Here is a 21,645-nt window from a genome sequence, read left to right on the forward strand (position 1 = left end):
CCCACTCACGCCGTCCGGGCGAAGACGATGAAAAGCGCCAGGAGGATGCCAGCCCCAAAGGCGACCATCGAGTGTTCGGACTCGTGTTTGCGGGCCTCCGGCAGCAGGTGTGCGGCCGACACGTAGAGCAACACGCCAGCGACAAAGCCCAGCAGGAGTCCGAGATCCCGCCCGCCGAGGCGGCTAACAAGCGGATACGCCACGAACGCCCCGATCGGGGTCGTCAACGCGGCGACGAAGAAGGCGGACACGGCGGCCGTGCGCTCCGCCACGTCGCCTTTCAGGAGCACCAGGTAGGTGATGACACCCTCGGCGAACTCGTGGACGACGAGGCCGGTCCCGGCCAGGATACCGGTGAGCACCGAGATACTGAACGTGACGGTGTAGACGACGCCGTCAACCAGAGAGTGGATGCCGATGCCCTCCGCGGCCGTCACCCCGAAGGCCAGGGTCTCCTCGTGGGTCCGATATTTGATGAGCTGGTTCGAGCCGTACATAAAGAGAAAGCCACCCAGCGCGCTGAGCCCCGCGTTCGGGGTTCGGCCCAGGGCGTTCGGGAGGGCCAGCACCAGCGGCGTCGTGAGCAACACCCCGGCGGCAAAACACATGAAGTAGGTGATCGATCGCTCGGCCCACTCCCGGTGGGCGAACACCGCGAAGATCCCGGCCCCGTTCACCACCGCCGCAACGATGGCGAAGGCCGCAATCCAGTACAGTTCCGGGGCGGGCACTACTGATGACACCCCTGCCCCAGTTTCATGTGTTGAGCTACCGCTTGGCGGACGGTAAATCCTTCGTCGGATTCTCACTCCCGGGAGTCGTGCTCGTGATAGATCACGTGCCCGCAGGCCTTGCAGTGTGAGGCGTCCTGATCGTGGTACTGCAGGCCGCAGTTCGGGCAAGTCACTTCGACTTCTCCCTTGTGCGTCCAGGTACGGATGATGGCCCCGGCCTGGCGGGGCACCAGGATGATCGCGGTGAGCACGGCCCCCACCGTCACCCAGCGGCCCGCCACGGTGGTCGGGACGATGTCCCCGAATCCAACCGTCGCGAGCGCGATGACGATATAGTAGAAGGCGTCGCCGAAATGGGAAATGCCTGGATTAGCCTGAAGTTCGACGCTGTAGAACAACCCCGCGCTCGTGAAGAAGATAACAAACACCGTCAGCCCGAGTTTGAGAACGCGCAGCGCCGAGACGCCGATCGTGCCGAAGAAAAACTCCGCGTCCTGGGTGAACCGATAGAACCGAAGGACCCGGATCACCCGGAGCGCCCGGAGAAAGCCGAGTTGCACGATCACCGATCCCGGCACCAGGAGCAGCGCGAAGGTCGGGAGAATCGACAGGAGGTCGACGACCGTGTAGGGGTCGGTTGCTTCCCCATAGCGGCTCTTTGCACCATAGAGCCGGAGGATGTACTCCACCCCGAAGATCACGGCGAGCAGGACTTCGAACCCCCAGAGCACCGAACGGACCTGGGTCGAGACCGGGTAGGTCTGGGCAACGAAGACGGCGATGAAGGCGATGTTGAGGACCAAAAGCGCGATATCGATGGCCTTCCCGATCGGGGTCTCGTGGTCCAGCAGGTAGAAGCGGACCCGTTCCCGGCGGCCCGTGGGTACCGGCGGCGACTGCTGGACGGACATGTATCGAGATGACACGCGAGAGCCTAATCAAAGGTCGCCCATAGTGGGCCGATCAGCCGCAGCCGCCGTCGTGGTTGAAGAAACCGACCGTCCCGGTCACCCGGACAGACGACCGAGGTCAGAACAGCGCGTCTTCGGTGGCGTCTGCAAGCCCGGCGTAGAACGATTCGTGGGTCTCGGCACGCACTCCGTCGAGAAACGGTCGCATCCACTGGCGCGGGTGTTCATCGAGGAATTGCTCTCGAATATCATCGGCGCCTTCGGCAGCGAGGTGGGCAACGAACTCGAGTTCGGTGGCGACATGGTCAGGGAGGTCCGACCAGCCCGGATCCAGCCCCAGACCGTGGGCCTGATAGTACTGTACGACGGACCCAGTCGACGGCCCCAGAACGTTTCCGTGGGCGCCGCCTTCCCCATCACGGTAGACACTTTCATATGGTGGACACGGCGGTCCGCCCGGCCCGACGAACAGGCGGGTGTGCTCGATTCGCAAGTCCTCGACCGTCACTGGCTCCAGGTCAGGAACCACTGCCGAGAGGGTTCCGGTGTTGATCGCCTCGACCAGCGCCTCGTCCGGCTGGCGCCAGCAGCGCCCGAGCACTGCATACCCTTGGGCAAGTCGTTCGGATTTTTCGGCGACCGTCATCACGCCTCCCCACGCTCGTTGTCGAGGCGTTCACAGCCGCCGTCGGCGACTGCCGTATCTGTCACGGGCGTCTCGCTTTCGTGGAACTCGACGCCGTTGCCGGGCTGAATCGGGATGAACCGCAGTCCGACGGTCACGATCAACGCGCCAAGCGCGATGATACCCACCGAGATGAGGAGCTCGACGGCCGTCGGCGTGTAGACACCGATGGTCGTCCAGACGTCCGCGCCAAGTCCGGTGTAGCCACGACCCGTGGTCACGCCCGGAGCGGCCGTGATGTTCAAATCGGTGTATCCGGTGAACACGAGGTAGATACCCTCGAAGAGGATGCCGACGATTGCCAGGACGCTCGCGGTGACAACCGCCCAGACCTGCTGGCGTATCGACGGCACGACGAGCAGCGCGAGTGGAATCGCACCGCCGACGATCGTCCAGATCCAGAAGTAGGTCGAATCCCCGACCAGAAACGAACTCGTGATGGCCCAGAACTCGAAGTTCGAGGCCCACGCGTGGGGGAGCCGCTCGGCTGCCACGAGATAGACGATGTGCACCGCGATGAACACGCCGAGTATCTTTCCGAGGTCCGGCACCAGCTTCTGGGGCAACTGATAGCGGGTGAATTTATCCACCAGCACGGCAGTCACCAGCAGGAGACCGAGACCGGAGACGAGTGCCTTCATGATGAACATCGGCGCGACAAGCGGGCTGAACCAGTCGCCGCGGCCGACCTGGAGGCCAAAGATCCACCCCGTCACGGAGTGAAGCATGATGGCAAGCGGGATGGCGATCGCAGCCGCCCAGAAGGCCTTTTTGCGGTCGGCTTTCCGTCCGTCTTCGGTGTCACGGACACCGAAAGCGAGCGGTGAGCCCATCTTTGCGAGGTCACGGCGGGTCAAAAGCCAGAGGTACCCGGCGCTGAAGAGGCCATAGACCACGACGATCCCGAAGTCCCAGACCATCGGCGAGCGGAAGTCCGGCGAGGTGATGAAGCCGGTAATTTGGGATGGACGACCCAGGTCCGGAATGATCATCAGGCCGGCGACGACGATACAGGCGAAGCTGAGCAACACGCCCAGCTGCGCGAGACTGTCGTAGCGTTTCGAATGGAAGAACTTGGGCACACTCGAAATGATGAGCCCGCCCGCTGAGAGCCCCACGAAGAAGACAAAGAGCATGATGTAAAGCGCCCACGAGAAGACGTTGTCCATGCCGGTCGCGACCAGGCCCTGGCTGAGTTGATACAGCCAGGCAACGAAGCCAGCGGCGACGAGAACGCCAAGTGCGAGGAGCCAGATGCGACCTTTGGTGCCGAACTGTGGGATGGCGAGCCCGGAGTGTCTAGTGCTCATCAGTTCTCACCACCATTGGTCGAGGCAAATCCCAACGGGGGCGTGTCGTCCCCGTCAGCCAGCGACTCCTTTTTTGGAGTGCCCTCCAGTTCGTTGCCGGTTTGCGGACGGCCGGGGGACATGTCCCCACGAACGTAGTAGGTGTTGGGCTCGGTATCCAGGCCTTCGAGCAGTCGATCGGTTTCGTACTTTTTCACGTAGCGCGAGACCGTGCTGTCCGGATCGTCGAGGTCGCCGAAGATCCGAGCACCCGACGGGCAGCCGACCACACACGCGGGGTCGATACCCTTCTCCAGGCGGTGGGTGCAGAAGGTGCACTTTTCGACGACACCCTGGGGTCGCTCTTCGACGTGACCAGTCCCGGCTGCAGGGATGGTCTTCGATTCGCCGAAGTTGAACACGCGAGCGTTGTACGGACAGGCGGCCATGCAGTAGCGACAGCCCATACACTTGTCGTAGTCGATTTCGACGATGCCGTCCTCACGGGTGTAGGTCGCATTGACCGGACAGACCTTGACACACGGGGCATTCTGGCAGTGCTGACACGCCGTCGGCTGATGGTTCATCTCCAGGGTGCCATCGCGGCCGGACTCCGGATACGTCCCTGCAGGCGTGTCCATATGGTTTCCTCCCTCTGTCAGTACCCGGTTCCACTGCTGATCCAGGGAGACGTTGTTCTCCTGGCTGCAGGATATCGCACAGGCCTGACAGCCGATACACCGCTCGAGGTCGATTACCATTCCATAACTTGTCATCAGTCCTCACCTCCAATTGTCCCCGTTTCGAGCCAGTCGGCTGGCTCGGGGTCCTCGTACATGCTCGTATCAATGTCCTCGGGAGCGGGTTCGACCTCCACGCGCACGTCGTAGTACACGAACGTCGGTGCCAGCTTGTTCACCTCGTCGTGAGTGAGATCCTGCAAGTCTCCCTGAATGAAGTCCTCATGCCACCAGCCCTGATCGATGTTTACCAACCCGGGCTGATGTCCCTCGTTGTAATTGGCTTTGACGACCGCCTCACCCCGGTCGTTGAACACACGAACGTACTCGCCATCACCGATACCCCGGCTCGCTGCATCCGACGGATTGATGTCGAGTGTCGGTTCCGGTTCGAACTTGCGGACCACGGCATTATCCGCCCACTGAGAGTGGATTCGCCACTTCGGGTGTTTCTGCATAAACATGAGCGGATACCGATCGGCCAGCTCGTGATCGTCGGCGCTCCGATCCTCGATCGGACGCGGCAGATCGAGGACGGTCCCCTCGTCTTCGACCGGTTTGTTCTCGTCGTATAGCTCTATTCGTCCAGTCTCCGTCGGGAACGGTTCGGTGTATTTGATGACCTCATCTTCGACCCGGATGTTGCCCTTGCTGCGCAGTTCATCGAAGGAAAAGCGGTCATCGTATGAGGCGATCTTTCGCAGTTCAGCCCGCTTGTCACCGATAAAGAGGTTCTCATAGCCGAGTTTTTCGGCTAGCTCCGCGAGGATGTAGTAGTCATCGCGTGCCTCCCACAGCGGTTCGTGAGCCTTCTCCCGGTATGAGATGTGCGGGTGAGAGCCCCAGGCGTCGGTAATGTCCTCTTTTTCGAACCAGTGGGCCGCTGGCAAGATGATGTCCGCCCACTCGACCGTCGAGGATTTGACGAAATCGGCCCAGACGACCATGTCGAGGCCTTTCAGCATCTCTATTCGGCTCTTCCTATCAGGAACCTGATTGATGAGCCGGTTCGACTGCATCCCGTAGACGGCTTTGATCGGATGGGGGTCACCGGTCTTGATGACCTCCTGGATGTCTTCCATCTTCACAGTCGCGGCGCCCTCGACACCCTCGATTCCCTCGACGCCCTCTGGGGTCCCATAATCGCCAGTCTGGAGTGATGCGCCACTCGGATGGTGAGAATGGATGGTTCCAGACTTCCCGTAATCGCCAGTGAGAGCCAGGATGATGGCGTAAGTCTGACCAAATACGTGGCCATACTTGTACCGTCCCACCGCGTAGCTCGGTGCAATCCCACCAGGTCCCCGGGTTGCCAGCCACCTCGTCGCCGTCCGAATGTCCTCGACGTTCAATCCGGTCACCTCCGCAATGGCCTCCGGTCTGTACTCCTCGACGTGTGCTTCAAGCAGCGTGAGGCCCGTCGTCGCCGCGATGCCATCGACGGTGTACGACCCGAACAATTCGACGTTGGCATACGTATCGGCTTCGAGCGGAACTGGCGCTCCCGATTCGGCGTCGATACCAACGACGCGGTCGTCATCGTCGGAATTGCCGTCGAGATCACGCATCCGCACCAGCTCTTGTGTGTCATCCCGGACTAGTGCCCCTGCGGTCGTCCGCTCTCGAAGGAATCGGGTGTCGTACAGCTCCTCCGCGAGGATCTCCTGGATCATGGCGAGGCCGAGGTAGACGTCCTTGCCCGGCCGGATTGGAAGCCACAGATCCGCCTTGGCGGCGGTCGTCGTGTAAACCGGGTCGACGACGACTAATTTCGCCCCGTTTTCGGTCGCCTTGTGAAGCTTTGAGGCATCGTTTTGGAACTGGCTCTTGAAAATATCAGATCCCCAGACGATGATGGTCTGGGCGTTCTCCCAATCTTCGGAGAGGTTTGTCGGCGGGAGGTAGAAGCCATAGCCGGTGATCCTGTTGAATCCCCGGCCGACGTTCGTGTCGATCGCCGTCCGCCACTGGGTTGCACCCCACACCTGCGCGAATCGCCCGATGAGGTTTCCGCCGACCCCATTGTCCCCGGAGGCCGTATGCATCCACATACTTTCGGGGCCATACTCATCCCTGAGGCGTGTCATCTCCTCCGCGACGTACGTGAGTGCGGTGTCCCAGGAGACACGCTCGTACTCCGCATCAGGGCCACGGCCCTCCGGATTGGGGTTGCCGGGCTCCCAGTCGGAACGGACCATCGGATACTTCAGCCGCTTCGGGCTGTACACCCGTTGAATCTGGGACTGCCCCAGAAGGCACGCCCGACGATACTGCTCGTCGTCGGTCATCTGGGGTTCGACGAACTTGATCTCGCCATCGCGCACATAGACGTTAAGTGGGCATTTGCCCCGACAGTTCGGCGCACACGCCGTCCTGACGACCTCGGATTTGTCGAGGAGTCCGCCTGTCTGTGCCGGATTCGTCGCCGAGAGCGAGAAATTGTAATCCGTGCCACCGAGCCCGAGAACCCCCGCTGCGGCCCCTGCGCCCAGCAGTACGGACCGTCGACTGACGCCGTTGTCCTCGTCACTCATCGGTGTGCTCCGGCTTTATCGGCCTGTCATCGACGCCGAACTCTTCGACGACGTCCTCGTGATATTTCTCGTGGAATTCGTCCTCGGACATCTCGCCGATGCTGAGCCGGATCGCGTCTCGGCCCATGCGCTTTCCCAGTTCCGTGTCGTGGGCACTCGATTCGAGTGCGTCATCGACTGTCTCTTGCCAGTCCTCGTCGTTCAACAGATCCGCCACCGTTCGCGGACCTCGATCGGTATGCATTGTGATTTCCCCTGAATAGAAGTATGGGTCCCGGCACCATCCGTCCGCACGGCCATAGTTTCCTCCTTTAAGTACTACTACATATGGAGGACTGTCCTTGCGAGAAGGATCCCTGCCGACAAGAACTGTCTGCGGGACGGACTACTCGTTACGGTACAAATTCCGCATTATCTTTGCTTCTGCCGAACTCAGCCGTTTCGATAGTGCGGATTTCGTTATCGCTAATTCGCGAGCGAGATCACCGAATCGTGCGCCACCGGACCGGTCGTAGTAGCCTGCCAGGATCGCCGCCTCGACTGTTTCACGCTCCAGAACCGTTAGTTCCTGCAGGTTCACGAGTGCCGAATCCGAGTTCGACTGCGCGCCATTGACGACGAGACTGCGGAGTGAAACACTGTCGGCGATGTCGTCGAGATCTGCCATCAGTTCGCGAAGCACGCGCCTGTTCTGTGGGTTCGTTCGCAACACCATCCGCTCGCTGTCGATCGATTGTAACGACGGGATACAGCCATGGCCAGCCAGGACCCGACAGGCACACACCATCTCGACAGCCACCGTGTCATGCGTGAGTGTCGTTTCGGAGTCCGGGCTCCGGCAGGTGACATAGCACGTGTCGTCGATGAGGTGGTGCTCGATCGGCGTCCCGAGACCCTTGGCTGCACAGCACCTCGTTCCGGTGCCGAATTCGAGGGCGAGCTCGACTACCAGCGTTCCCCTTGCATTCCCCGTCGGGACACTCTGTGACTCTTCTTGCATGATGGAGGCGGATCGGTCTCTCTTGTTTTCGGCCTCATGTTAGGACGCCTATGGGTTTTGGCTTTACGCCCCTATTCACCTCGTGAGAAAGCTGATTTGCCAGGGCCCGTCCACGGCTTCTCCTCGAAGTCGTCCCACCAAGTGGTGAAACTCTTTGTGCGTGGATGTGAGGGTCCTGTACGAATGGCTCGTCATGGCGACCTCGACCGCTTCTATGGCTTACTCGATGGCCTTTCACAACGGGTCGGCGGGCCACGGAAACTCAAGGACTGCACCGGGTACATGGACTGGCCGGACCGTGGCGTCTACTTCTTCCTCGAACCGGGCGAAACACGCGACTCGACTGACCAGTTGCGCGTTACCCGCGTTGGGACACACGCGGTGTCTGTGGGGAGCAGCACGTCGCTCTGGGATAGGCTGAAACAACACTACGGAACGGGCAGCGGGAGTTCCAACCATCCTCACGGGGGCGCTCACCGGGGTTCCGTGTATCGCAAGCGCGTCGGTGAGGCCATCATTGAGAAGCACGACCTGCACGACGACTATCCCGACTGGGACAAACGCTGGTCGAGCATCGAACGTGAGCGGTCAGTGGTCCGTGACGAGGAATATATCCTCGAACGGCGCGTGAGTGCCTACATCCGGGAGCAACCGTTCCTCTGGGTGGATCTGGACGACGAACCGGGGCCGGACAGCGACCGGGCAACTCTGGAACAGAACGCTATCGCTCTTCTCAGCAACTTCGACGGGCAACCCATTGATCCACGGCGAGCAAGCTGGCTCGGCCAGTACAGTCCCGCGCCTGCGATTCGAGGCGCTGGGCTCTGGAACGTGAACCACGTGGACGAATCGTCCGACCCGCAATTTCTGGACCGTCTAGAAAACGCCATCACTGAGACGGATCCACTGTAGGAACGCTGGCCTCGAGACGCGGCTCACAACCGGTTCATCGGAACCGAGTTCAACGACTATCGAGAGGCACTCGGTCGGTTCAGATGGTGATTCGGACGGTCGTGTCGGTGATGTCCGAGACGTACTGGTCGGGCAAGCGGTGAACCTCCGTGTTCACCGTTCCGTCCCAGTGCAGTTCCGAGAGTGTCTCCGAATCGGCGTCCGGGCCGACTTTTACATAGAGGTCGCCGTTCCGGACGTCCTCTACGGTCCCGACCTCGACGCCGTTGTGGTCGACCACCCGCTTTCCCAGGTGTCTGTCGGTAAACTGCGCAACCATGCCTAGACATACTCGCGCGACCGTCGAATAGGTTTGGGAGACACTTGCTAGCAAGATGTACATCCGGCAGGCTTCTCGTTCCACACGAATACGCGGATTCAGACGACCGTGACCTCACAGCGATTGCGTGGTGGCTGCTGCAGATCAGCAACGGACTCCGATGTTGCTGTTTTGTCGTCGAAAGCTGGCCTCGGTACTCATAGGGTTCGTCATTGCCGGGTGCCTACGCCGGCTCGGCCCGGTGAATCGTCATCGGCCAGCCCACACTACACGCGGCGGGCAAAAACCACCTGCGGTCCGCCACGTCGAAAGTGATGCACTCTTTACGCCGCGTCCCGGCCCATAGAGTATGACCGAGGACACGAAGGATAACGTCATCCCGGGCTCGGAGACGGAACTTGACAGCCCGGACGTCCGCGGCTATGACTTCCGCGGGGAGTTCGACGTCGGCGAGCTCCTGGAGAGCTACGCGACCACCGGCTTCCAGGCCACCGCGGTGGCGGAGGCCATCGACCTGATCGAGCAGATGCGCGAGGCGGATGCCACGATCTACCTCACCCTGACCTCGAACATCGTCTCCTCCGGCCTGCGAGAGGTCGTCGCGGCGATGGTTCGCGAGGGGCTGGTCGACGTGCTCATCACCACCTCCGGCTCGATCACCGAGGACATCATCAAATCGGAGAAACCCTTCAAGATGGGCGAGTGGGAGGTCGACGAGAGTGAGATGCGCGAGGAAGGGATCAATCGGCTGGGCAATATCTTCGTCCCCTCGGACCGGTACGTCTGGCTCGAATCCTATCTCAACGACTTCTTCCCCGACTTCTTCGCCGAAGAGAAGGTCCGGACCCCGACAGCCTTCTCCCGTGAAATCGGCGAGCGGCTGGACGATCCGGACTCGGTGCTGTCCCAGGCCGCGGCAAACGACGTGCCGGTGTACTGCCCCGCGCTGGTCGACGCCGAGGTCGGGAACTTCCTCTTCTATTACCGGCAGAACGAGGAGCCCGAGGTCGGCATCGAGATCCTGGAGGATTATGACTCGCTGATCGACGAGGGGCTGCTCGCCGAGGAGACCGGGCTGATCGTCCTCGGCGGTGGCGTTCCGAAACACCAGGCGATCATGACCAACCTCTTCCGCGGCGGCGCGGACTACGCGGTGTACGTCTCGACCGGGATGGAGGGCGACGGCTCGCTCTCCGGCGCACCGCCCAAGGAGGCCGTCTCCTGGGGCAAGATCAAGGACGGCGACCGAAATCACACCCTCGTCGAGGCCGAGGCGACCCTGGTGCTCCCGCTGATCGTCGCCGGCGTTCTCGAAGACCTCTGATTCGGTCACCAGAACGGGTCCGAACAGTCGAAAACCACACCGTGGCTCGGGCAGACGTACTTGCAGTGCCGGCTGTACAGGGGGCGCTCACAGGCCGGACAGGTCGGTTGCGCTGTGGGGACCGTTGTCACGGTAAACGCACTATGGCGCGATTCTAAAATTGTTCGGGAAGCGGTGCTGAGCTTAAACCAGGTCGTTGATCCAACTCAGCCCCGCCATCGCCTCAGGGAAGCCGATCGTCGGAATCGAGAGGATGGCCACGTGCCGCATCACAGCGGGGTCGAGCCCCTCGTCGAGGCCTCGCCTGACGTGGGAGTGGACGGCTCCCTCCGACTGGGCACCGATGGCGAGAGCGAGTTTCGCGAGCCGTTTTCGCTCACCGTCGAGCGGGCCGGCATCGGCCGCGGCCGCTCCCAGTTCCGCGTAGGCCTCCCAGACCGCGGGATGGTCGCGGGCGAGTTGGCTTGGCGTCGACGGCATCTCCTCGATTGGGTCGTCATCGTGTGACATGACAGCATGTAATTTCGTACCTAGGCTACATATAATCGATCCCGGTCCGACCGAACGAGGTGGTGACTGACCCGGCGAACGCGAGTTGGAGCCGACCCTCAAAGCCCGGTCGGTTCGTCGATGAAGAACGTCTCCGGGCCCCACGTTTCGATTCGATCCGCGAGCGTCCGCACGCCGAAGGTCTCGGTCGCGTAGTGCCCACCCAGGAACACCGTCACCTCGGATTCCCGGGCCATGTGGTAGAGTTTGCCCTCGCCCTCGCCAGTGACGAAGGCATCGACGCCGGCTGCGACCGCCTCGTCGAGCCAGTCCGTCCCGCTGCCCGTGACGATGGCGACCGACTCGATCTGCTCGGGGCCGAAATCGAGTGTCTGGACGCCCTGCCCGCCGTGATCGAGTGACTCTTCGAGGGTGGCGGCGATCGAATCCGCCGATTCGGGGCTCGGGAGGGTCCCACGCTGGCCGATCGTCACGGGGCCGAGTTCGCCGAAGGGGGCTCGATCTTCGAGCCCCAGACAGTCAGCGACTCCGGCGGCGTTGCCGAGTTCCTGGTGCCCGTCGAGGGGCAGGTGGGCGGCATAGAGATCGAGGTCGTTCTCGATCAGACCGGCGATCCGATCGTAGGTCCGACCCGTGACCCGCTCGATGCCGCCCCAGGAGAGTCCATGGTGGACCACCAAGAGATCCGCGTCCCGGTCGGCCGCGGCCGCGACGGTCGCACTTACCCCGTCGACTGCGAGGGCGACGCGTTCGATTTCACCCGTTCCGTCACCGATCTGAAGGCCGTTGGCGCTGGCGTCCACCTCGGCGTACTCGTCGATCGACAGCGTCTCGTCGAGCCGCGAGAGGAGCGTGGCTTCCCGCATACCGGGCCTTGGCGAGCCGTCTACAAAGAGCCGGGGGTCTCGCCCGCGGCCCGGGCGAAGACAGCCGTTCGGAGGAGTTTGGCCGCGAGCGTGGCCGACTGGCCGTCGTCCTGGTCGTTCACCTCGACGACGTCGAAGCCGTCCATCGCGGGAGCCACCTGACGGACGACGGCCCGCAACTCCCGCGAAGAGAGTCCGAAGGGTTCCATCGTCCCGGTTCCAGGCGCATAGGCGGGATCGGCGGCGTCGATGTCCACGCTGAGATAGACCGATTCCTCGTCGAAGTCAGGGTTCCAGTCCCCGACCGCCGCCGGCGGGACGACGGTGACGTCCCCAGCCGTGGCCCGCTCCCATTCGGCCTCGCTCCCGGCTCTGGCCCCCAGGATGACCGCCCGATCGGCCACGTCGAGTGCGTGCCGGGTGACGGTGGCGTGGCTCCACTCGTTGCCCGCATAGGACTCCCGGAGATCGAGATGCGCATCCAGCGTGACGAACACGTCCGGATCGACGGCCTCGACGCCGGCGACGGTGACGGTATGCTCGCCGCCGAGCAAAAGCGGAACGGCGTCCTCACGGCAAGCGTCGGCGAGCACCCCCGAGAGGTAATCGAGGTAGTCCCGGGCGTCGTCCCAGGCCTCGACGTCGCCGTGGTCGTGGACCGCGAGGTCGGTAAATCGACTGCCGGTGTGGTGATCGTAGTCCTCGAAGCTCCGGGCGAAGCGGCGGATCCGGTCGGGACCGAAACGGGTCCCCGGCTGGAAACTGGTCGAGACGTCCAGTGGCGCGCCAGCGATCACGAAGTCGGCGTCCTCGCGGGCCGCGTTCGCCCCCGGAAACATTTACTCGAGGATCTTGCGCTGGCCCTCGTACTCGAGGTACTCGATCTCGTCGTCGGGAGACAGAGACTCGTCCTCGGGGATCCGCATCGTGAACGTCTCGTAGGTCTCCAGGTCCATGATCTGGGCGTCGTTGCCCTCGACGGAGACGACCTGTCCCTGTTTGCGGTCGATAATGGGGACCCATACCTTCTGGTCGACCGGCTGGGACAGCGAGCGTTTTCGCTCGTCGAAGACCCCACGGCCCTCGATACGGGCCTTGGCGCTGCCGTGTTTGCCCGGCTTGGCTGTACTGTAGGCCGTGATCTTGCACGGGGTCTCCTCCATCATCACGTAGTTACCCTCCTGAAGGTCTCGCACTTCCTTCTGTTGTCTGGGCATATCGCGGGTTTTTCGCCTGCGGTGTATAAACAGTTTGGAACCGCCTTAGCGTCCGTCGAGAAACGTCTCCAGCCGAGCGAGCCCCTCGCGAAGTTCGGCGGTCGGCAGCCCAAAGCCGATTCGAACGTACTCCTCGAAACCAAACGCGGCTCCTGGAGCGAGCACGACCGACTCCTGCTCGACGAATTCACGGCAGAACGACTCTGAACCCTCGAAGCCTGGTGGCACCTCGACGAACCCGTTGACGCCAACCGGATCGAACCAGTCGAGGTCGTGGGCGTCGAGGAAGTCCCGGACGATGTCTCGATTGCGTGCTGCGAGCGCACGGTTCGCCGCGAGAATGTCGGCCTCCTGTTCGCCCAGCGCCTGGCCCGCGACGTGCTGGCCGATCTTCGAGGGCGAGATCGTCGTGTAATCCTTCCAGCGCCAGGCCGCGTCGATCACGGCCTCGTCAGCGACCAGCCAGCCGAATCGCAGCCCGGCCAGGCCGTAGGCCTTCGTGAGCCCGGCCGTGCTGATGCCGTGTGGGCCAAGCGAGGCGACGGGTGGGTTTGGATCCGGGGCGAGCAACCGATACACCTCGTCTGCGTGCAGGTAGGCGTCGTTGTCGACTGCGAGGTCATACAGGGCCTGGATCGTCTCGGGGTCGTGATACCGGCCGGTCGGGTTGTTCGGGTTGTTGATGACGATCAACTCGGTTTCGGGCCGGATCGCCGCAGCCACCTGCTCGATGTCGAGTGTCCATTCCGGGGGCTCCAGGTCGACCCGGGTCACGTCCGCGATGGTCGCGGGCAGGGAGTGCAAGGCCTGGTAGGTCGGGGTCACCACGACGGCGTGGTCGTCGGGCGAGAGAAGCGACTGGAAGAGCACGAAGTTCGCCTCCTGGGTCCCGACCGTGAGCAACACCTCCTCGGGGTTGCGCCCGTATCGCTCCCCGATCTCGGCTCGAAGCTCCGGATCGCCGTTCGTCGGGATCACGTAGCCCAGGGGCCCGGGATCGAGGTCGAAGCGATCCGCGGGGAGGCTCCGAATGCCCGACTCGGCGAGCATGATGTCGGCCTCGTGCTCGTACTCGGCGAAGAAGCGTTCGAGTTCGAACGGTGGCACGTCCATGCTCGGCCCCTCGTGGCCGGGGGTTTAGTCCTCTCCGGATTCCTGGCTCTCGCGATGTCGCTGGCGCTCGTCGAAGTACTGATCAGCCACGCCGGGAGCGGTTCGTATCCCCTTCCGGCGGGTGAAACTCCGGACCAACCAGAGCCCGGCGACGGCCGTGAGGCCAACAGCCCCCCAGACCGCCGGGAAGGCCGATTCCACGTAGAGCAGGGCCGTCGTCGGGATCCCGGCCGCCACGAGGAGGCCGAGGACGATCCGGCCGGCCAACTGATCGATCACGCCCTCGTCGTCCCGCACCTCGGCCTGGACGACCAGGGACTCCCGCTCGACGCGATTGAGCGCCCGGTCGAGTTTCGGCGGGATCTTGAGCGAGGACCGGGCGGCCGCCGCCAGGTCGTCCCCGGTGTCCGATAGCACTTTCTGGATCGACTCCTCCCGGTAGCCCCGCTCGGTGAGGAAATCCGAGGCCACGTCGATGAAGTCGAAATCCGGGTCCAGGGTCACACAGACCCCCTCGACGACGGTCGCGACCCGCATCACGAGCGCCAGGTTCTCCGGGAGTCGGAACGGGAACTCGTAGATCGTCCCCTCCACCCGGTTGAGGATCTCCTGAACCCGCCAGGTCTCGATCTCCTCGCCCCGGGCGTCCTGGATCGCGAGTTCCATCACCTCGGCCATCGTCTGTCGGTCGGCGTCGGGCGAGAGGGTCCCCATCTCGACCAGCACGTCCAGGATTTCGTCCACCTCGCGGTTCGCGACGGCGATGTAGAACTCGATGATCTTCTCCTGGAGGAACTGATCGACCCGGCCGCTCATCCCGAAGTCATAGAAGACGATGGTGCCATCGGACTGGACCGCCAGGTTTCCCGGGTGTGGGTCGGCGTGATAGACCCCATGCTCGGTGATCATCTCCAGGTAGGTCCGGGTGAGCCGCTCGGCGATTTCGGTCCGGTCGATGCCCTGGGCGTCGAGTTCCGAGATGTCGGTGATCTTCGTCCCCGGGATGTACTCCATCGTGAGCACGCGATCACTGGAGTGTGTGTCCACGACCGGCGGCATGCGGATCTTCGGATCGTCCTCGTAGTACTGGCGGATCTCCACGAGCATGTCCCGCTCCCGGCCGTAGTCCATCTCCTCGCGGATCGTGACCGCGAACTCGTCGGCGAAGTTCTCCAGGGAGAAGGCCCGGGCGTCGTCCACGAAGTAGAGCAACAGCGGGAGGGCCCACTTGATCGCCGTGAGGTCGGCCTCGACCAGTTCCTCGATGCCGGGCCGCCTGACCTTCACGGCCACCTCCTCGCCGTCGACGGTGGCCCGGTAGACCTGACCCAGGCTCGCGCCGCTGATCGGGTCCGTGTCGAAGTCGTCGAACGCCTCCTCGATGGGCCCAATATCGGCCTCGATGACGGCCTTCGCCTCCGGCCACGGGGCCGGTGGCACCTTGTCCTGAAGCTGCGTGAGGACCTCGATGTACTCGGGTGGCAACACGTCCGGCCGGGTCGAGAGGATCTGGCCGAACTTGATGAACGTGGGCCCCAGAGTCAAAAGCGAGTCCAACAGTTGCTGGGCCCGGTCGCGCCGCTCCTCGCTCGTGATCGACCGCGAGGGGCCAAAGAGGACATAGCGACGGCGGTCCCGAAGCCACCGCAACAGGAGCGGCATGAAGTTCCAGGCGACCAGCACGAACCGCCAGTACGAACGAAGGGCCACCACGGCTATCCCTCGATGGGGATCGATCGACCCGACTCCTCGTGTCGCGGGATGTCGATCGTGAGAACCCCGTTCTCCAGCGTGGCGCTTGCCGCCTCCGGGTCGGCATCAGTCGGCATCGGGATGGTCGCCGAGAGGGTCATCGAGCGGGCATCGGTGTGATACTCGAAGCCCTCGGGGACCTGCTTTGTCCGGGTGGCACGAAGTTCGAGGTGGTGTTCGGTCGCTTCGAGGTCCAAGCCCGTGCTGTCGACGCCGGGAAGGTCCAGGATCAGTCGATAGGACGTCGGCGATTCGAGGAGGTCGGCAAAGACTGCATCCGGAAGGGTCGCCAGGGCCTCGCGTATCATATCCATAGTGGAACGTAGGCCGGGGAGGGCGTAAAAGGCAGTGGTACCGGACACCGACACGGACGGGTCCAGGGGTGTTTTGGCTCGCGGGCACCAATTCGAAGTCATGACCGAGACAGGGCCAGTCCGACTCGCGAATGCCATCTCGACGCTGGCCGAGCACCTGGAGACGATCGACCGGACCGAATCGGTCCCGCTCCAGTCGGCCGACGGACGTGTCCTGGCTGCGGGCGTCCCGGCCGAACGGCCCCAGCCCCATTACCGACGGGCGACCCGGGACGGGTACGCCGTGAGAGCTGTGGACACGGAAGCCGCGACCGCAGTGAGCCCGACCATGCTCGACCCCACCGAGGGTGCTATCGGGCCTGGCGAGGCCGCCTGGGTGCACACCGGGTCGGCGGTCCCCGAGGGCGCAGACGCCGTCGTCATGGTCGAGTGGACGGCCGAGACCGAGGCGGGCATCGAAGTCACGGAGTCGGTCGAAGCCGGCACCCACGTCGTCCCGGTCGGGGCAGACCTCGAAGCCGGGACGACCCTCTTCGAAGCGGGCCACCGGCTCCGGCCGGGCGATCTGGGGGCACTGAAAGTCGCCGGCGTCCGAACCGTGTCGGTGATCGAACCGCCGACGGTCGCCGTGATTCCGACCGGCGAGGAACTCGTCCAGGCCGACCCGGGCCCCGGGCAGGTCGTCGAATCGAACGGGCTGGTCAGTGCACAACTCCTCGATCGCTGGGGGATGGCACCCCGCTACCGCGAGGTCGTGACCGACGAGCGAGGGGCCCTTCGAGAGGCGATCGAGCGGGACCTGGACGCCGATCTCGTTCTCACCAGCGGCGGTTCGTCGGTGGGCGAGCGGGATCTCCTGCCAGGGGTCGTCGAAGACCTGGGCGAGGTGCTTCTCACCGAACTGGCAGTCCGGCCCGGACACAGCGCCGGAATCGGGGTCGTGGACGGAACACCGATCGCGATGCTCCCCGGGACGCCGATGGCCAACCTCACACTCGACTGGGTGCTCGTCCGGCCGGCCCTCGTCAGGGCACTCGACACGCCGCTCGTGGGCCCACCCTCGGTGACGGCCCCGCTCAAATCCGAACTGAAGAGTCAGCCGGGTCGGCGGACGATTCACGGCGTGTCCCTCGACGGCGGTGTGAGCGAGGCGTCGGGTCACGGGCTCACCTCGCTCTCACAAATCGACGGCTGGGTGCAGGTCGAGGAAACTCGTTCGGCGGTCCCGGCGGGCGAATCGGTCACGGTCGAGCAGTGGGGTGGCTGCCCCCGACCGGTTCAGTCCGAGGCGGATCGGGAGAACAACTCCGAGAAGTCAGAAACGCGGTAGTCACCGAGGACACACTTCCCGCGTTCACAGGCCCCGTGGCGTTCGACGTGGATCGCGTCGAGGCCCGCGTTCCAGGCCGCACCGACGTCGGTGTCCGCGTCGCCGGCCATCACACCCCGGGCCGACTGGGGATCGACCCCCAGGTCGTCCATCGCGACCTGAACCGGCGTTGGGTCGGGCTTCCAGCCCAGTTCCGACGAGCAGGTGACGACGGTGTCGAACCAGTCGGCGATGTCCAGGTTCGCCATGACCGGATCAGCGAGGAACGGCTGGGAGTGGGTCACCACGCCGACCGGCACGTCGAGGTCGGCGACGAACGCGGCGTCCTCGTGGAGGTAGGTGGCTTCGGCCCGCTCCTGGGGGTCCTCGACGGCGTGGAACGTCTCCCAGAACTCGACCGGCTCGAATCCCAGATCCTCGAGGTAGGCATCACGGGAGCCGAGCAAACCGTGCCAGAGCGCCCGGGCCTCGCGGTCGGAGAACGCATAGCCCAGTTGCTCGCCGACGGCGTCGAAGACCTCGCGGGTGTAGGCCCACTCGGTGTCGACGATCGTGCCGTCGAGATCGAGTAACCAGAAGTCGTAGGCCTCGGGCTGCATACGTACTCCGTTGTCAGTACCCAGATAAGTGCCTTGCGCTGGCTCAGTCCAGATCGTTCACGCGGGACGCGAGTTCGAGGTCCTGTTCGGTCACGCCACCGGCCTCGTGGCTGGTGAACGCCACCGTCACGGCGCGAAACTCGATGACGATCCGCGGGTGGTGAAACGCCTCGTCGGCGAGTTCGGCCACCTCGCGAGCGAACGCCACCCCGTCGAGATACCCGTCGAATTCGACGGTTCGGACGATCTCCCCGTCGGCGTACTCCCAACCCGATGGCAGTGATTCGCGAATGTCGGCCTCCGTGAGTGTGTCACTCATACACTACCCAACGCGCTCCTGGCCCAAACACCCTTCCCCTCCCGATCGTCAGCGCCCGTTTTGCGGGTCAGCGTGACACGAAGCCGTCCTCGGTGATCGGGACGACGCTGTCCGTGACTTCGGTGACAGTGTCGACGACGGCGTCGTGGGCCCCGGCCCGCTCCCAGTAGAAGACCAGATCGAAGGTATCCGCCCGGAGGAGTTGCTGGCACTCCCAGATGAACTCGTCGTCCCCCAGTCGGCGACCGTGGAACTGTCCGGCCCCGAAGCGGTGGTCGTCGTCCCCGGCGTAGACATACATCTCGTCGTCCTGGATCGCTTCGGCGATCCGCTCGCCGACCTCCAGCATCAACTCGTTCATGGCCGGTTCCTCGGTCCGGTCGAAGTCCGTGTGGACGACGATGCCCACGAGTTCGGCCTCGCCCGGTTGCAAAAGCGAGACGGCCTGCTGGTAGAGTTCGACGTCGCCTTGCTCGGACATGGGCCGCGATAGGACCAGGGCCGGTTTAGCCCCTCCGGTCCACCGAGCGGAAAACTGATAGCAGCCAGGCGTGTTGACCAGCACGATGAGAGACTGGATCGCTCGCGGCGTCCGGGCCGTCTACGAGCGGGTCCTCCGGCGGGAGATCTCCGGAGTGCCCACTCACGTCGCGATCATCCAGGACGGAAACCGGCGCTACGCCCGCGAACAGGGCACCGCGGCAAAGCAGGGCCACGAGGCGGGGGCCGAAACCACCGAACAGGTACTCGAGTGGTGTGCGGACCTGGGCATCGAGGAGTTGACGATCTATGCCTTCTCCACGGAGAACTTCGATCGACCCGCCACGGAGCGGGAGCACCTCTTCGATCTGTTGACCGAGAAACTCTACGAGTTCGCGGACAGCGACCGGATCCACGAGGAGGGCGTCCGGATTCGAGCCCTCGGCCAGACCCACCGGGTCCCCGAACGGGTGCAGGACGCGATCGCCTACGCAAGACAGCAGACCGCAGCGTACGACACCCTGACGCTCAACGTCGCCATCGCGTACGGGGGGCGGGCGGCCCTGCTCGATGTCGCCCAGGACGTCGCCGACGGCGTGGCCGCAGGCGATCTCGAACCGGGGGACGTGGACGTCGAGGCCATCGAATCCCGGCTCTACGACGGCGAACTGCGGGACGTCGATCTGATCGTCCGTACCGGCGGGGACGAGCGCACGAGCAACTTCCTGCCCTGGCACGCGAACGGCAACGAGGCGGCGGCCTTCTTCTGTACGCCCTACTGGCCGGAGTTCTCGAAGGTCGATTTCCTCCGGGCGATCCGGACCTACGAGGCGCGGGAAGCCTCCTGGCGGCAGACCCGAACCCAGCGGGCCCTCGCCCTGGTCCGGGCGCTGGGCGAAGGACGGGGTCGCCGGGTGCTCGACCGTCTGGGCGAGTCGCTCCCGGACGGAACGGAGCCGATCGAGGAGACCGAGTCGAGCGCCGACTGACACGAAGGTTCAGGAGCGTGGAGTTACTTATGGACTCCATGGACAGACGTGCACTCCTCGCCGTGGCACTCGCCGGGCTCGTCGCACTCAGCGGCTGTGCGTTGCTCACGGGCGGGACCCTCGAATTCTCGGCCGGCCCCGCGACCGTCACAGAGGACGCCCAGAGCGCCGCCCAGTACGACCTGGTGGGCGTGGACACCCAGTCGATCAACCGGACCGTCTCGGTCGCCGGCCAGGAGCGAACCGTCGAGGCGACGAACCACATCGCCACCTACGAGCGGGACCTGGTGGTGACGACCAGTGAGGCCACCGGGACCGTGGTCGTGGTTTCGACCCCACAGATGGCCGTAGTGGATCGGCCGCTCAACCCGGTCGGATCGATGAGCCCGCGACAGCTCCTCGAAGCGGTCGCCGCGAACCGGGCCGACCTCTCGGATGTCGCCGTCCGTGACAACCGCACGACGACGATCCTCGGGGAGAACGCCACGGTCACCGCCTTCGACGCGACGACCGAGTTCGGCGGGCAGTCCGTCGACGTGACCGTCCACCTGGTCCGCGTGGCTCACGACGGTGACTTCGTGATCGGCGTCGCCGTCCACCCCTCGGTCATGACGGCCGAACAGGCCGGCGTCGATCAGATGTTCGAGGGGATCGAGCACACGGGCTCGTAGCTGCCGCTGGCCCGGAGTATTTCCACCCTGAGCGCGTACGGGTTCCATGTTCGAGTCTGACGAGATCGGACGGTTTCAGCGTCAGGACGCGGCGTTCCGCGATCGCATCCAGGCGGATCCCGACGCCCGCTTCCCGGCGGAACCAGATCGGTATCACCTCTACATCTCGCGAGCCTGTCCCTGGGCTCACGGCGCCGTGTTAGTTCGGACGCTCCTCGGACTCGAAGACGTGCTCTCGATGGACGTGCTCGACCCGTACCGCGAGGCGGCGGGCTGGCAGTTCACCCCCGAGAAACCGGGCTGCACCCCGGACACCGTAAACGGCACCGACTACCTGGCTGAGATCTACGAACTGGCCGATCCGGACTACGAAAAGCGACCGACCGTGCCGGTCCTCTGGGATCGCAAGCGGGAGACGATCGTCAACAACGAGTCGATCGAGATCATGGCCATGCTGGCCGACGCTTTCGAGCCCCAGCAGGACGGCGCGGTCGACCTCTACCCCGCCGACCGGCGCGCGGAGATCGATCAGGTCGTCGCGGAACTTTACGACCCGATCAACAACGGGGTCTACCGGGCCGGCTTCGCGGACTCCCAGCAGGCCTACGACGAGGCGATCGATGCCCTCTTTGCCGCCCTCGATCGCTGGGACGGCGTGCTCGCCGAGCAGCGCTATCTCCTCGGCGAGCAGGTGACCCTCGCGGACCTCCGGCTCTTTGCCACGCTCGTTCGCTTCGATTCGGTCTATCACACCCACTTCAAGTGCAACAGGAAGCAAATCGTGGACTACCCGAACCTCTGGGGACACACCCGCGAGATCTATCAGCTTCCCGGGGTCGCCGAGACGGTCAACCTCGATCACATCAAGGAACACTACTACCGCACGCACCCCCAGCTCAACCCCAAGCGAATCGTCGCTCGCGGGCCGACACTCGACTTTTCGGCCCCCCACGACCGGGATCGGCTCCCGGGAGGGCCGCCGGCCGGCCTGCGTTGAGCGGCCTTCGACGGCGGTCAGTTTCACTTTCACTCCGGTA

26 protein-coding genes are annotated in these 21,645 nt (G+C 64.0%); 6 read left to right on the top strand and 20 right to left on the bottom strand.

Going from position 1 to position 21,645, the window contains the following annotated elements; translation table 11 throughout:
- Positions 1-5 precede the first annotated feature (5 nt).
- From RH831_RS00935 to RH831_RS00970, 8 genes are all read right to left on the bottom strand, one after another.
- Positions 6-731: a ZIP family metal transporter gene (locus RH831_RS00935; protein WP_310552415.1), complete on the bottom strand. Its 726-nt coding sequence runs from the start codon at positions 729-731 to the stop codon at positions 6-8.
- Between the two features lie 74 nt (positions 732-805).
- The gene (locus tag RH831_RS00940) at positions 806-1,645 is read right to left on the bottom strand and encodes an ion transporter (RefSeq protein WP_310552416.1); all 840 of its coding nucleotides are present in this window, start codon (positions 1,643-1,645) and stop codon (positions 806-808) included.
- 118 nt (positions 1,646-1,763) lie between these two features.
- Entirely contained in the window at positions 1,764-2,291 is a 528-nt protein-coding gene (locus tag RH831_RS00945) for a molecular chaperone TorD family protein (RefSeq protein ID WP_310552417.1), read from the bottom strand.
- On the bottom strand, positions 2,291-3,640 hold the full coding sequence (gene nrfD / locus RH831_RS00950) for an NrfD/PsrC family molybdoenzyme membrane anchor subunit (RefSeq protein ID WP_310552418.1): 1,350 nt from the start codon (positions 3,638-3,640) through the stop codon (positions 2,291-2,293). Before nrfD ends, RH831_RS00945 begins: the two co-directional genes overlap by 1 nt.
- Entirely contained in the window at positions 3,640-4,395 is a 756-nt protein-coding gene (dsrO, locus tag RH831_RS00955; RefSeq protein ID WP_310552419.1) for a sulfate reduction electron transfer complex DsrMKJOP subunit DsrO, read from the bottom strand. Before dsrO ends, nrfD begins: the two co-directional genes overlap by 1 nt.
- Positions 4,395-6,893 (bottom strand): molybdopterin-dependent oxidoreductase, encoded by a 2,499-nt coding sequence (locus tag RH831_RS00960; protein WP_310552420.1) that lies wholly within the window; start codon positions 6,891-6,893, stop codon positions 4,395-4,397. The genes dsrO and RH831_RS00960 overlap by 1 nt, the downstream gene beginning before the upstream one ends.
- Positions 6,886-7,137 carry a 4Fe-4S ferredoxin N-terminal domain-containing protein gene (locus tag RH831_RS00965; RefSeq protein WP_310552421.1) on the bottom strand — a complete coding sequence of 84 codons (252 nt, stop codon included), beginning with the start codon at positions 7,135-7,137 and terminating at the stop codon, positions 6,886-6,888. Before RH831_RS00965 ends, RH831_RS00960 begins: the two co-directional genes overlap by 8 nt.
- A 141-nt stretch (positions 7,138-7,278) precedes the next feature.
- Positions 7,279-7,893, bottom strand: coding sequence for a helix-turn-helix domain-containing protein (locus RH831_RS00970; RefSeq protein WP_310552422.1), 615 nt, complete (start codon positions 7,891-7,893; stop codon positions 7,279-7,281).
- A 183-nt stretch (positions 7,894-8,076) separates the two neighbouring features.
- Here RH831_RS00970 and RH831_RS00975 point away from each other — a divergent pair, with 183 nt between their 5' ends.
- Positions 8,077-8,805 carry a hypothetical protein gene (locus tag RH831_RS00975; protein ID WP_310552423.1) on the top strand — a complete coding sequence of 243 codons (729 nt, stop codon included), beginning with the start codon at positions 8,077-8,079 and terminating at the stop codon, positions 8,803-8,805.
- A 79-nt stretch (positions 8,806-8,884) separates the two neighbouring features.
- Here RH831_RS00975 and RH831_RS00980 read toward each other — a convergent pair whose 3' ends face one another.
- Positions 8,885-9,124 carry a hypothetical protein gene (locus tag RH831_RS00980; RefSeq protein WP_310552424.1) on the bottom strand — a complete coding sequence of 80 codons (240 nt, stop codon included), beginning with the start codon at positions 9,122-9,124 and terminating at the stop codon, positions 8,885-8,887.
- 349 nt (positions 9,125-9,473) lie between these two features.
- Here RH831_RS00980 and RH831_RS00985 point away from each other — a divergent pair, with 349 nt between their 5' ends.
- Positions 9,474-10,448 (top strand): deoxyhypusine synthase, encoded by a 975-nt coding sequence (locus RH831_RS00985; protein WP_310552425.1) that lies wholly within the window; start codon positions 9,474-9,476, stop codon positions 10,446-10,448.
- A gap of 5 nt (positions 10,449-10,453) precedes the next feature.
- On the opposite strand, the gene RH831_RS00990 is transcribed toward RH831_RS00985, so the two are convergent.
- The 8 genes from RH831_RS00990 to RH831_RS01025 form a co-directional block, all read right to left on the bottom strand.
- A complete protein-coding gene (locus RH831_RS00990; protein ID WP_310552426.1) occupies positions 10,454-10,579 on the bottom strand; it encodes an HVO_2523 family zinc finger protein in 126 nt (41 codons plus the stop codon).
- A 52-nt stretch (positions 10,580-10,631) separates the two neighbouring features.
- Entirely contained in the window at positions 10,632-10,958 is a 327-nt protein-coding gene (locus tag RH831_RS00995; protein ID WP_310552427.1) for a carboxymuconolactone decarboxylase family protein, read from the bottom strand.
- A 98-nt stretch (positions 10,959-11,056) separates the two neighbouring features.
- A complete protein-coding gene (locus tag RH831_RS01000; protein ID WP_310552428.1) occupies positions 11,057-11,824 on the bottom strand; it encodes a Nif3-like dinuclear metal center hexameric protein in 768 nt (255 codons plus the stop codon).
- Positions 11,825-11,844: 20 nt separating this feature from the next.
- Positions 11,845-12,663 (bottom strand): agmatinase, encoded by an 819-nt coding sequence (gene speB / locus RH831_RS01005; protein WP_310552429.1) that lies wholly within the window; start codon positions 12,661-12,663, stop codon positions 11,845-11,847.
- Positions 12,664-13,041: a translation initiation factor IF-5A gene (locus tag RH831_RS01010; RefSeq protein WP_310552430.1), complete on the bottom strand. Its 378-nt coding sequence runs from the start codon at positions 13,039-13,041 to the stop codon at positions 12,664-12,666.
- Positions 13,042-13,086: 45 nt separating this feature from the next.
- A complete protein-coding gene (locus RH831_RS01015; protein WP_310552431.1) occupies positions 13,087-14,154 on the bottom strand; it encodes an aminotransferase class I/II-fold pyridoxal phosphate-dependent enzyme in 1,068 nt (355 codons plus the stop codon).
- A gap of 24 nt (positions 14,155-14,178) precedes the next feature.
- Complete coding sequence (locus RH831_RS01020) at positions 14,179-15,816, bottom strand: ABC1 kinase family protein (protein ID WP_396275453.1); 1,638 nt, start codon at positions 15,814-15,816, stop codon at positions 14,179-14,181.
- A gap of 53 nt (positions 15,817-15,869) precedes the next feature.
- On the bottom strand, positions 15,870-16,220 hold the full coding sequence (locus RH831_RS01025; RefSeq protein ID WP_310552432.1) for an Hsp20/alpha crystallin family protein: 351 nt from the start codon (positions 16,218-16,220) through the stop codon (positions 15,870-15,872).
- 100 nt (positions 16,221-16,320) lie between these two features.
- Between RH831_RS01025 and RH831_RS01030 the strand changes: the two genes are divergently transcribed.
- Positions 16,321-17,550, top strand: a complete 1,230-nt coding sequence (locus RH831_RS01030; RefSeq protein WP_310552433.1) for a molybdopterin molybdotransferase MoeA — start codon at positions 16,321-16,323, stop codon at positions 17,548-17,550.
- Here RH831_RS01030 and RH831_RS01035 read toward each other — a convergent pair.
- The 3 genes from RH831_RS01035 to RH831_RS01045 all read right to left on the bottom strand — a co-directional run bounded on the left by RH831_RS01035 (position 17,499) and on the right by RH831_RS01045 (position 18,949).
- Positions 17,499-18,149 carry an HAD family hydrolase gene (locus RH831_RS01035; protein ID WP_310552434.1) on the bottom strand — a complete coding sequence of 217 codons (651 nt, stop codon included), beginning with the start codon at positions 18,147-18,149 and terminating at the stop codon, positions 17,499-17,501. The two genes, RH831_RS01030 and RH831_RS01035, sit on opposite strands and share 52 nt — an antisense overlap.
- Before the next feature lie 43 nt (positions 18,150-18,192).
- A complete protein-coding gene (locus RH831_RS01040; RefSeq protein WP_310552435.1) occupies positions 18,193-18,468 on the bottom strand; it encodes a 4a-hydroxytetrahydrobiopterin dehydratase in 276 nt (91 codons plus the stop codon).
- A 67-nt stretch (positions 18,469-18,535) separates the two neighbouring features.
- The gene (locus RH831_RS01045) at positions 18,536-18,949 is read right to left on the bottom strand and encodes a DUF5778 family protein (protein ID WP_310552436.1); all 414 of its coding nucleotides are present in this window, start codon (positions 18,947-18,949) and stop codon (positions 18,536-18,538) included.
- A gap of 85 nt (positions 18,950-19,034) precedes the next feature.
- On the opposite strand from RH831_RS01045, the gene uppS reads away from it, so the two are divergent.
- From uppS to RH831_RS01060, 3 genes are read left to right on the top strand one after another with little or no spacing between them, the layout of a single operon-like run.
- On the top strand, positions 19,035-19,937 hold the full coding sequence (uppS, locus tag RH831_RS01050; RefSeq protein ID WP_310552437.1) for a polyprenyl diphosphate synthase: 903 nt from the start codon (positions 19,035-19,037) through the stop codon (positions 19,935-19,937).
- A gap of 38 nt (positions 19,938-19,975) precedes the next feature.
- The gene (locus tag RH831_RS01055) at positions 19,976-20,608 is read left to right on the top strand and encodes a DUF6517 family protein (protein WP_310552438.1); all 633 of its coding nucleotides are present in this window, start codon (positions 19,976-19,978) and stop codon (positions 20,606-20,608) included.
- A 46-nt stretch (positions 20,609-20,654) separates the two neighbouring features.
- Complete coding sequence (locus tag RH831_RS01060; RefSeq protein ID WP_310552439.1) at positions 20,655-21,605, top strand: glutathione S-transferase family protein; 951 nt, start codon at positions 20,655-20,657, stop codon at positions 21,603-21,605.
- The last annotated feature ends 40 nt before the right edge of the window (positions 21,606-21,645 follow it).

The organism is Halodesulfurarchaeum sp. HSR-GB (assembly GCF_031432215.1).
Lineage (GTDB): Archaea > Halobacteriota > Halobacteria > Halobacteriales > Halobacteriaceae > Halodesulfurarchaeum.

Bases quoted from the DNA above. Each gene is read 5' to 3' on its own strand.
- RH831_RS00940 (WP_310552416.1), bottom strand. From the start codon at position 1,645: ATGTCCGTCCAGCAGTCGCCGCCGGTACCCACGGGCCGCCGGGAACGG.
- RH831_RS00980 (WP_310552424.1), bottom strand. From the start codon at position 9,124: ATGGTTGCGCAGTTTACCGACAGACACCTGGGAAAGCGGGTGGTCGAC.
- RH831_RS00995 (WP_310552427.1), bottom strand. From the start codon at position 10,958: ATGTCACACGATGACGACCCAATCGAGGAGATGCCGTCGACGCCAAGC.
- RH831_RS00970 (WP_310552422.1), bottom strand. From the start codon at position 7,893: ATGCAAGAAGAGTCACAGAGTGTCCCGACGGGGAATGCAAGGGGAACG.
- RH831_RS00985 (WP_310552425.1), top strand. From the start codon at position 9,474: ATGACCGAGGACACGAAGGATAACGTCATCCCGGGCTCGGAGACGGAA.
- RH831_RS01030 (WP_310552433.1), top strand. From the start codon at position 16,321: ATGACCGAGACAGGGCCAGTCCGACTCGCGAATGCCATCTCGACGCTG.
- RH831_RS01035 (WP_310552434.1), bottom strand. From the start codon at position 18,149: ATGCAGCCCGAGGCCTACGACTTCTGGTTACTCGATCTCGACGGCACG.
- RH831_RS01025 (WP_310552432.1), bottom strand. From the start codon at position 16,220: ATGGATATGATACGCGAGGCCCTGGCGACCCTTCCGGATGCAGTCTTT.
- RH831_RS01010 (WP_310552430.1), bottom strand. From the start codon at position 13,041: ATGCCCAGACAACAGAAGGAAGTGCGAGACCTTCAGGAGGGTAACTAC.
- RH831_RS00965 (WP_310552421.1), bottom strand. From the start codon at position 7,137: ATGCATACCGATCGAGGTCCGCGAACGGTGGCGGATCTGTTGAACGAC.
- RH831_RS01060 (WP_310552439.1), top strand. From the start codon at position 20,655: ATGTTCGAGTCTGACGAGATCGGACGGTTTCAGCGTCAGGACGCGGCG.
- RH831_RS00960 (WP_310552420.1), bottom strand. From the start codon at position 6,893: ATGAGTGACGAGGACAACGGCGTCAGTCGACGGTCCGTACTGCTGGGC.
- RH831_RS01020 (WP_396275453.1), bottom strand. From the start codon at position 15,816: ATGCCGCTCCTGTTGCGGTGGCTTCGGGACCGCCGTCGCTATGTCCTC.
- RH831_RS01055 (WP_310552438.1), top strand. From the start codon at position 19,976: ATGGACAGACGTGCACTCCTCGCCGTGGCACTCGCCGGGCTCGTCGCA.
- RH831_RS00975 (WP_310552423.1), top strand. From the start codon at position 8,077: ATGGCTCGTCATGGCGACCTCGACCGCTTCTATGGCTTACTCGATGGC.
- RH831_RS01040 (WP_310552435.1), bottom strand. From the start codon at position 18,468: ATGAGTGACACACTCACGGAGGCCGACATTCGCGAATCACTGCCATCG.
- speB (WP_310552429.1), bottom strand. From the start codon at position 12,663: ATGTTTCCGGGGGCGAACGCGGCCCGCGAGGACGCCGACTTCGTGATC.
- RH831_RS01015 (WP_310552431.1), bottom strand. From the start codon at position 14,154: ATGGACGTGCCACCGTTCGAACTCGAACGCTTCTTCGCCGAGTACGAG.
- dsrO (WP_310552419.1), bottom strand. From the start codon at position 4,395: ATGACAAGTTATGGAATGGTAATCGACCTCGAGCGGTGTATCGGCTGT.
- RH831_RS01000 (WP_310552428.1), bottom strand. From the start codon at position 11,824: ATGCGGGAAGCCACGCTCCTCTCGCGGCTCGACGAGACGCTGTCGATC.
- RH831_RS00945 (WP_310552417.1), bottom strand. From the start codon at position 2,291: ATGACGGTCGCCGAAAAATCCGAACGACTTGCCCAAGGGTATGCAGTG.
- RH831_RS01045 (WP_310552436.1), bottom strand. From the start codon at position 18,949: ATGTCCGAGCAAGGCGACGTCGAACTCTACCAGCAGGCCGTCTCGCTT.
- uppS (WP_310552437.1), top strand. From the start codon at position 19,035: ATGAGAGACTGGATCGCTCGCGGCGTCCGGGCCGTCTACGAGCGGGTC.
- nrfD (WP_310552418.1), bottom strand. From the start codon at position 3,640: ATGAGCACTAGACACTCCGGGCTCGCCATCCCACAGTTCGGCACCAAA.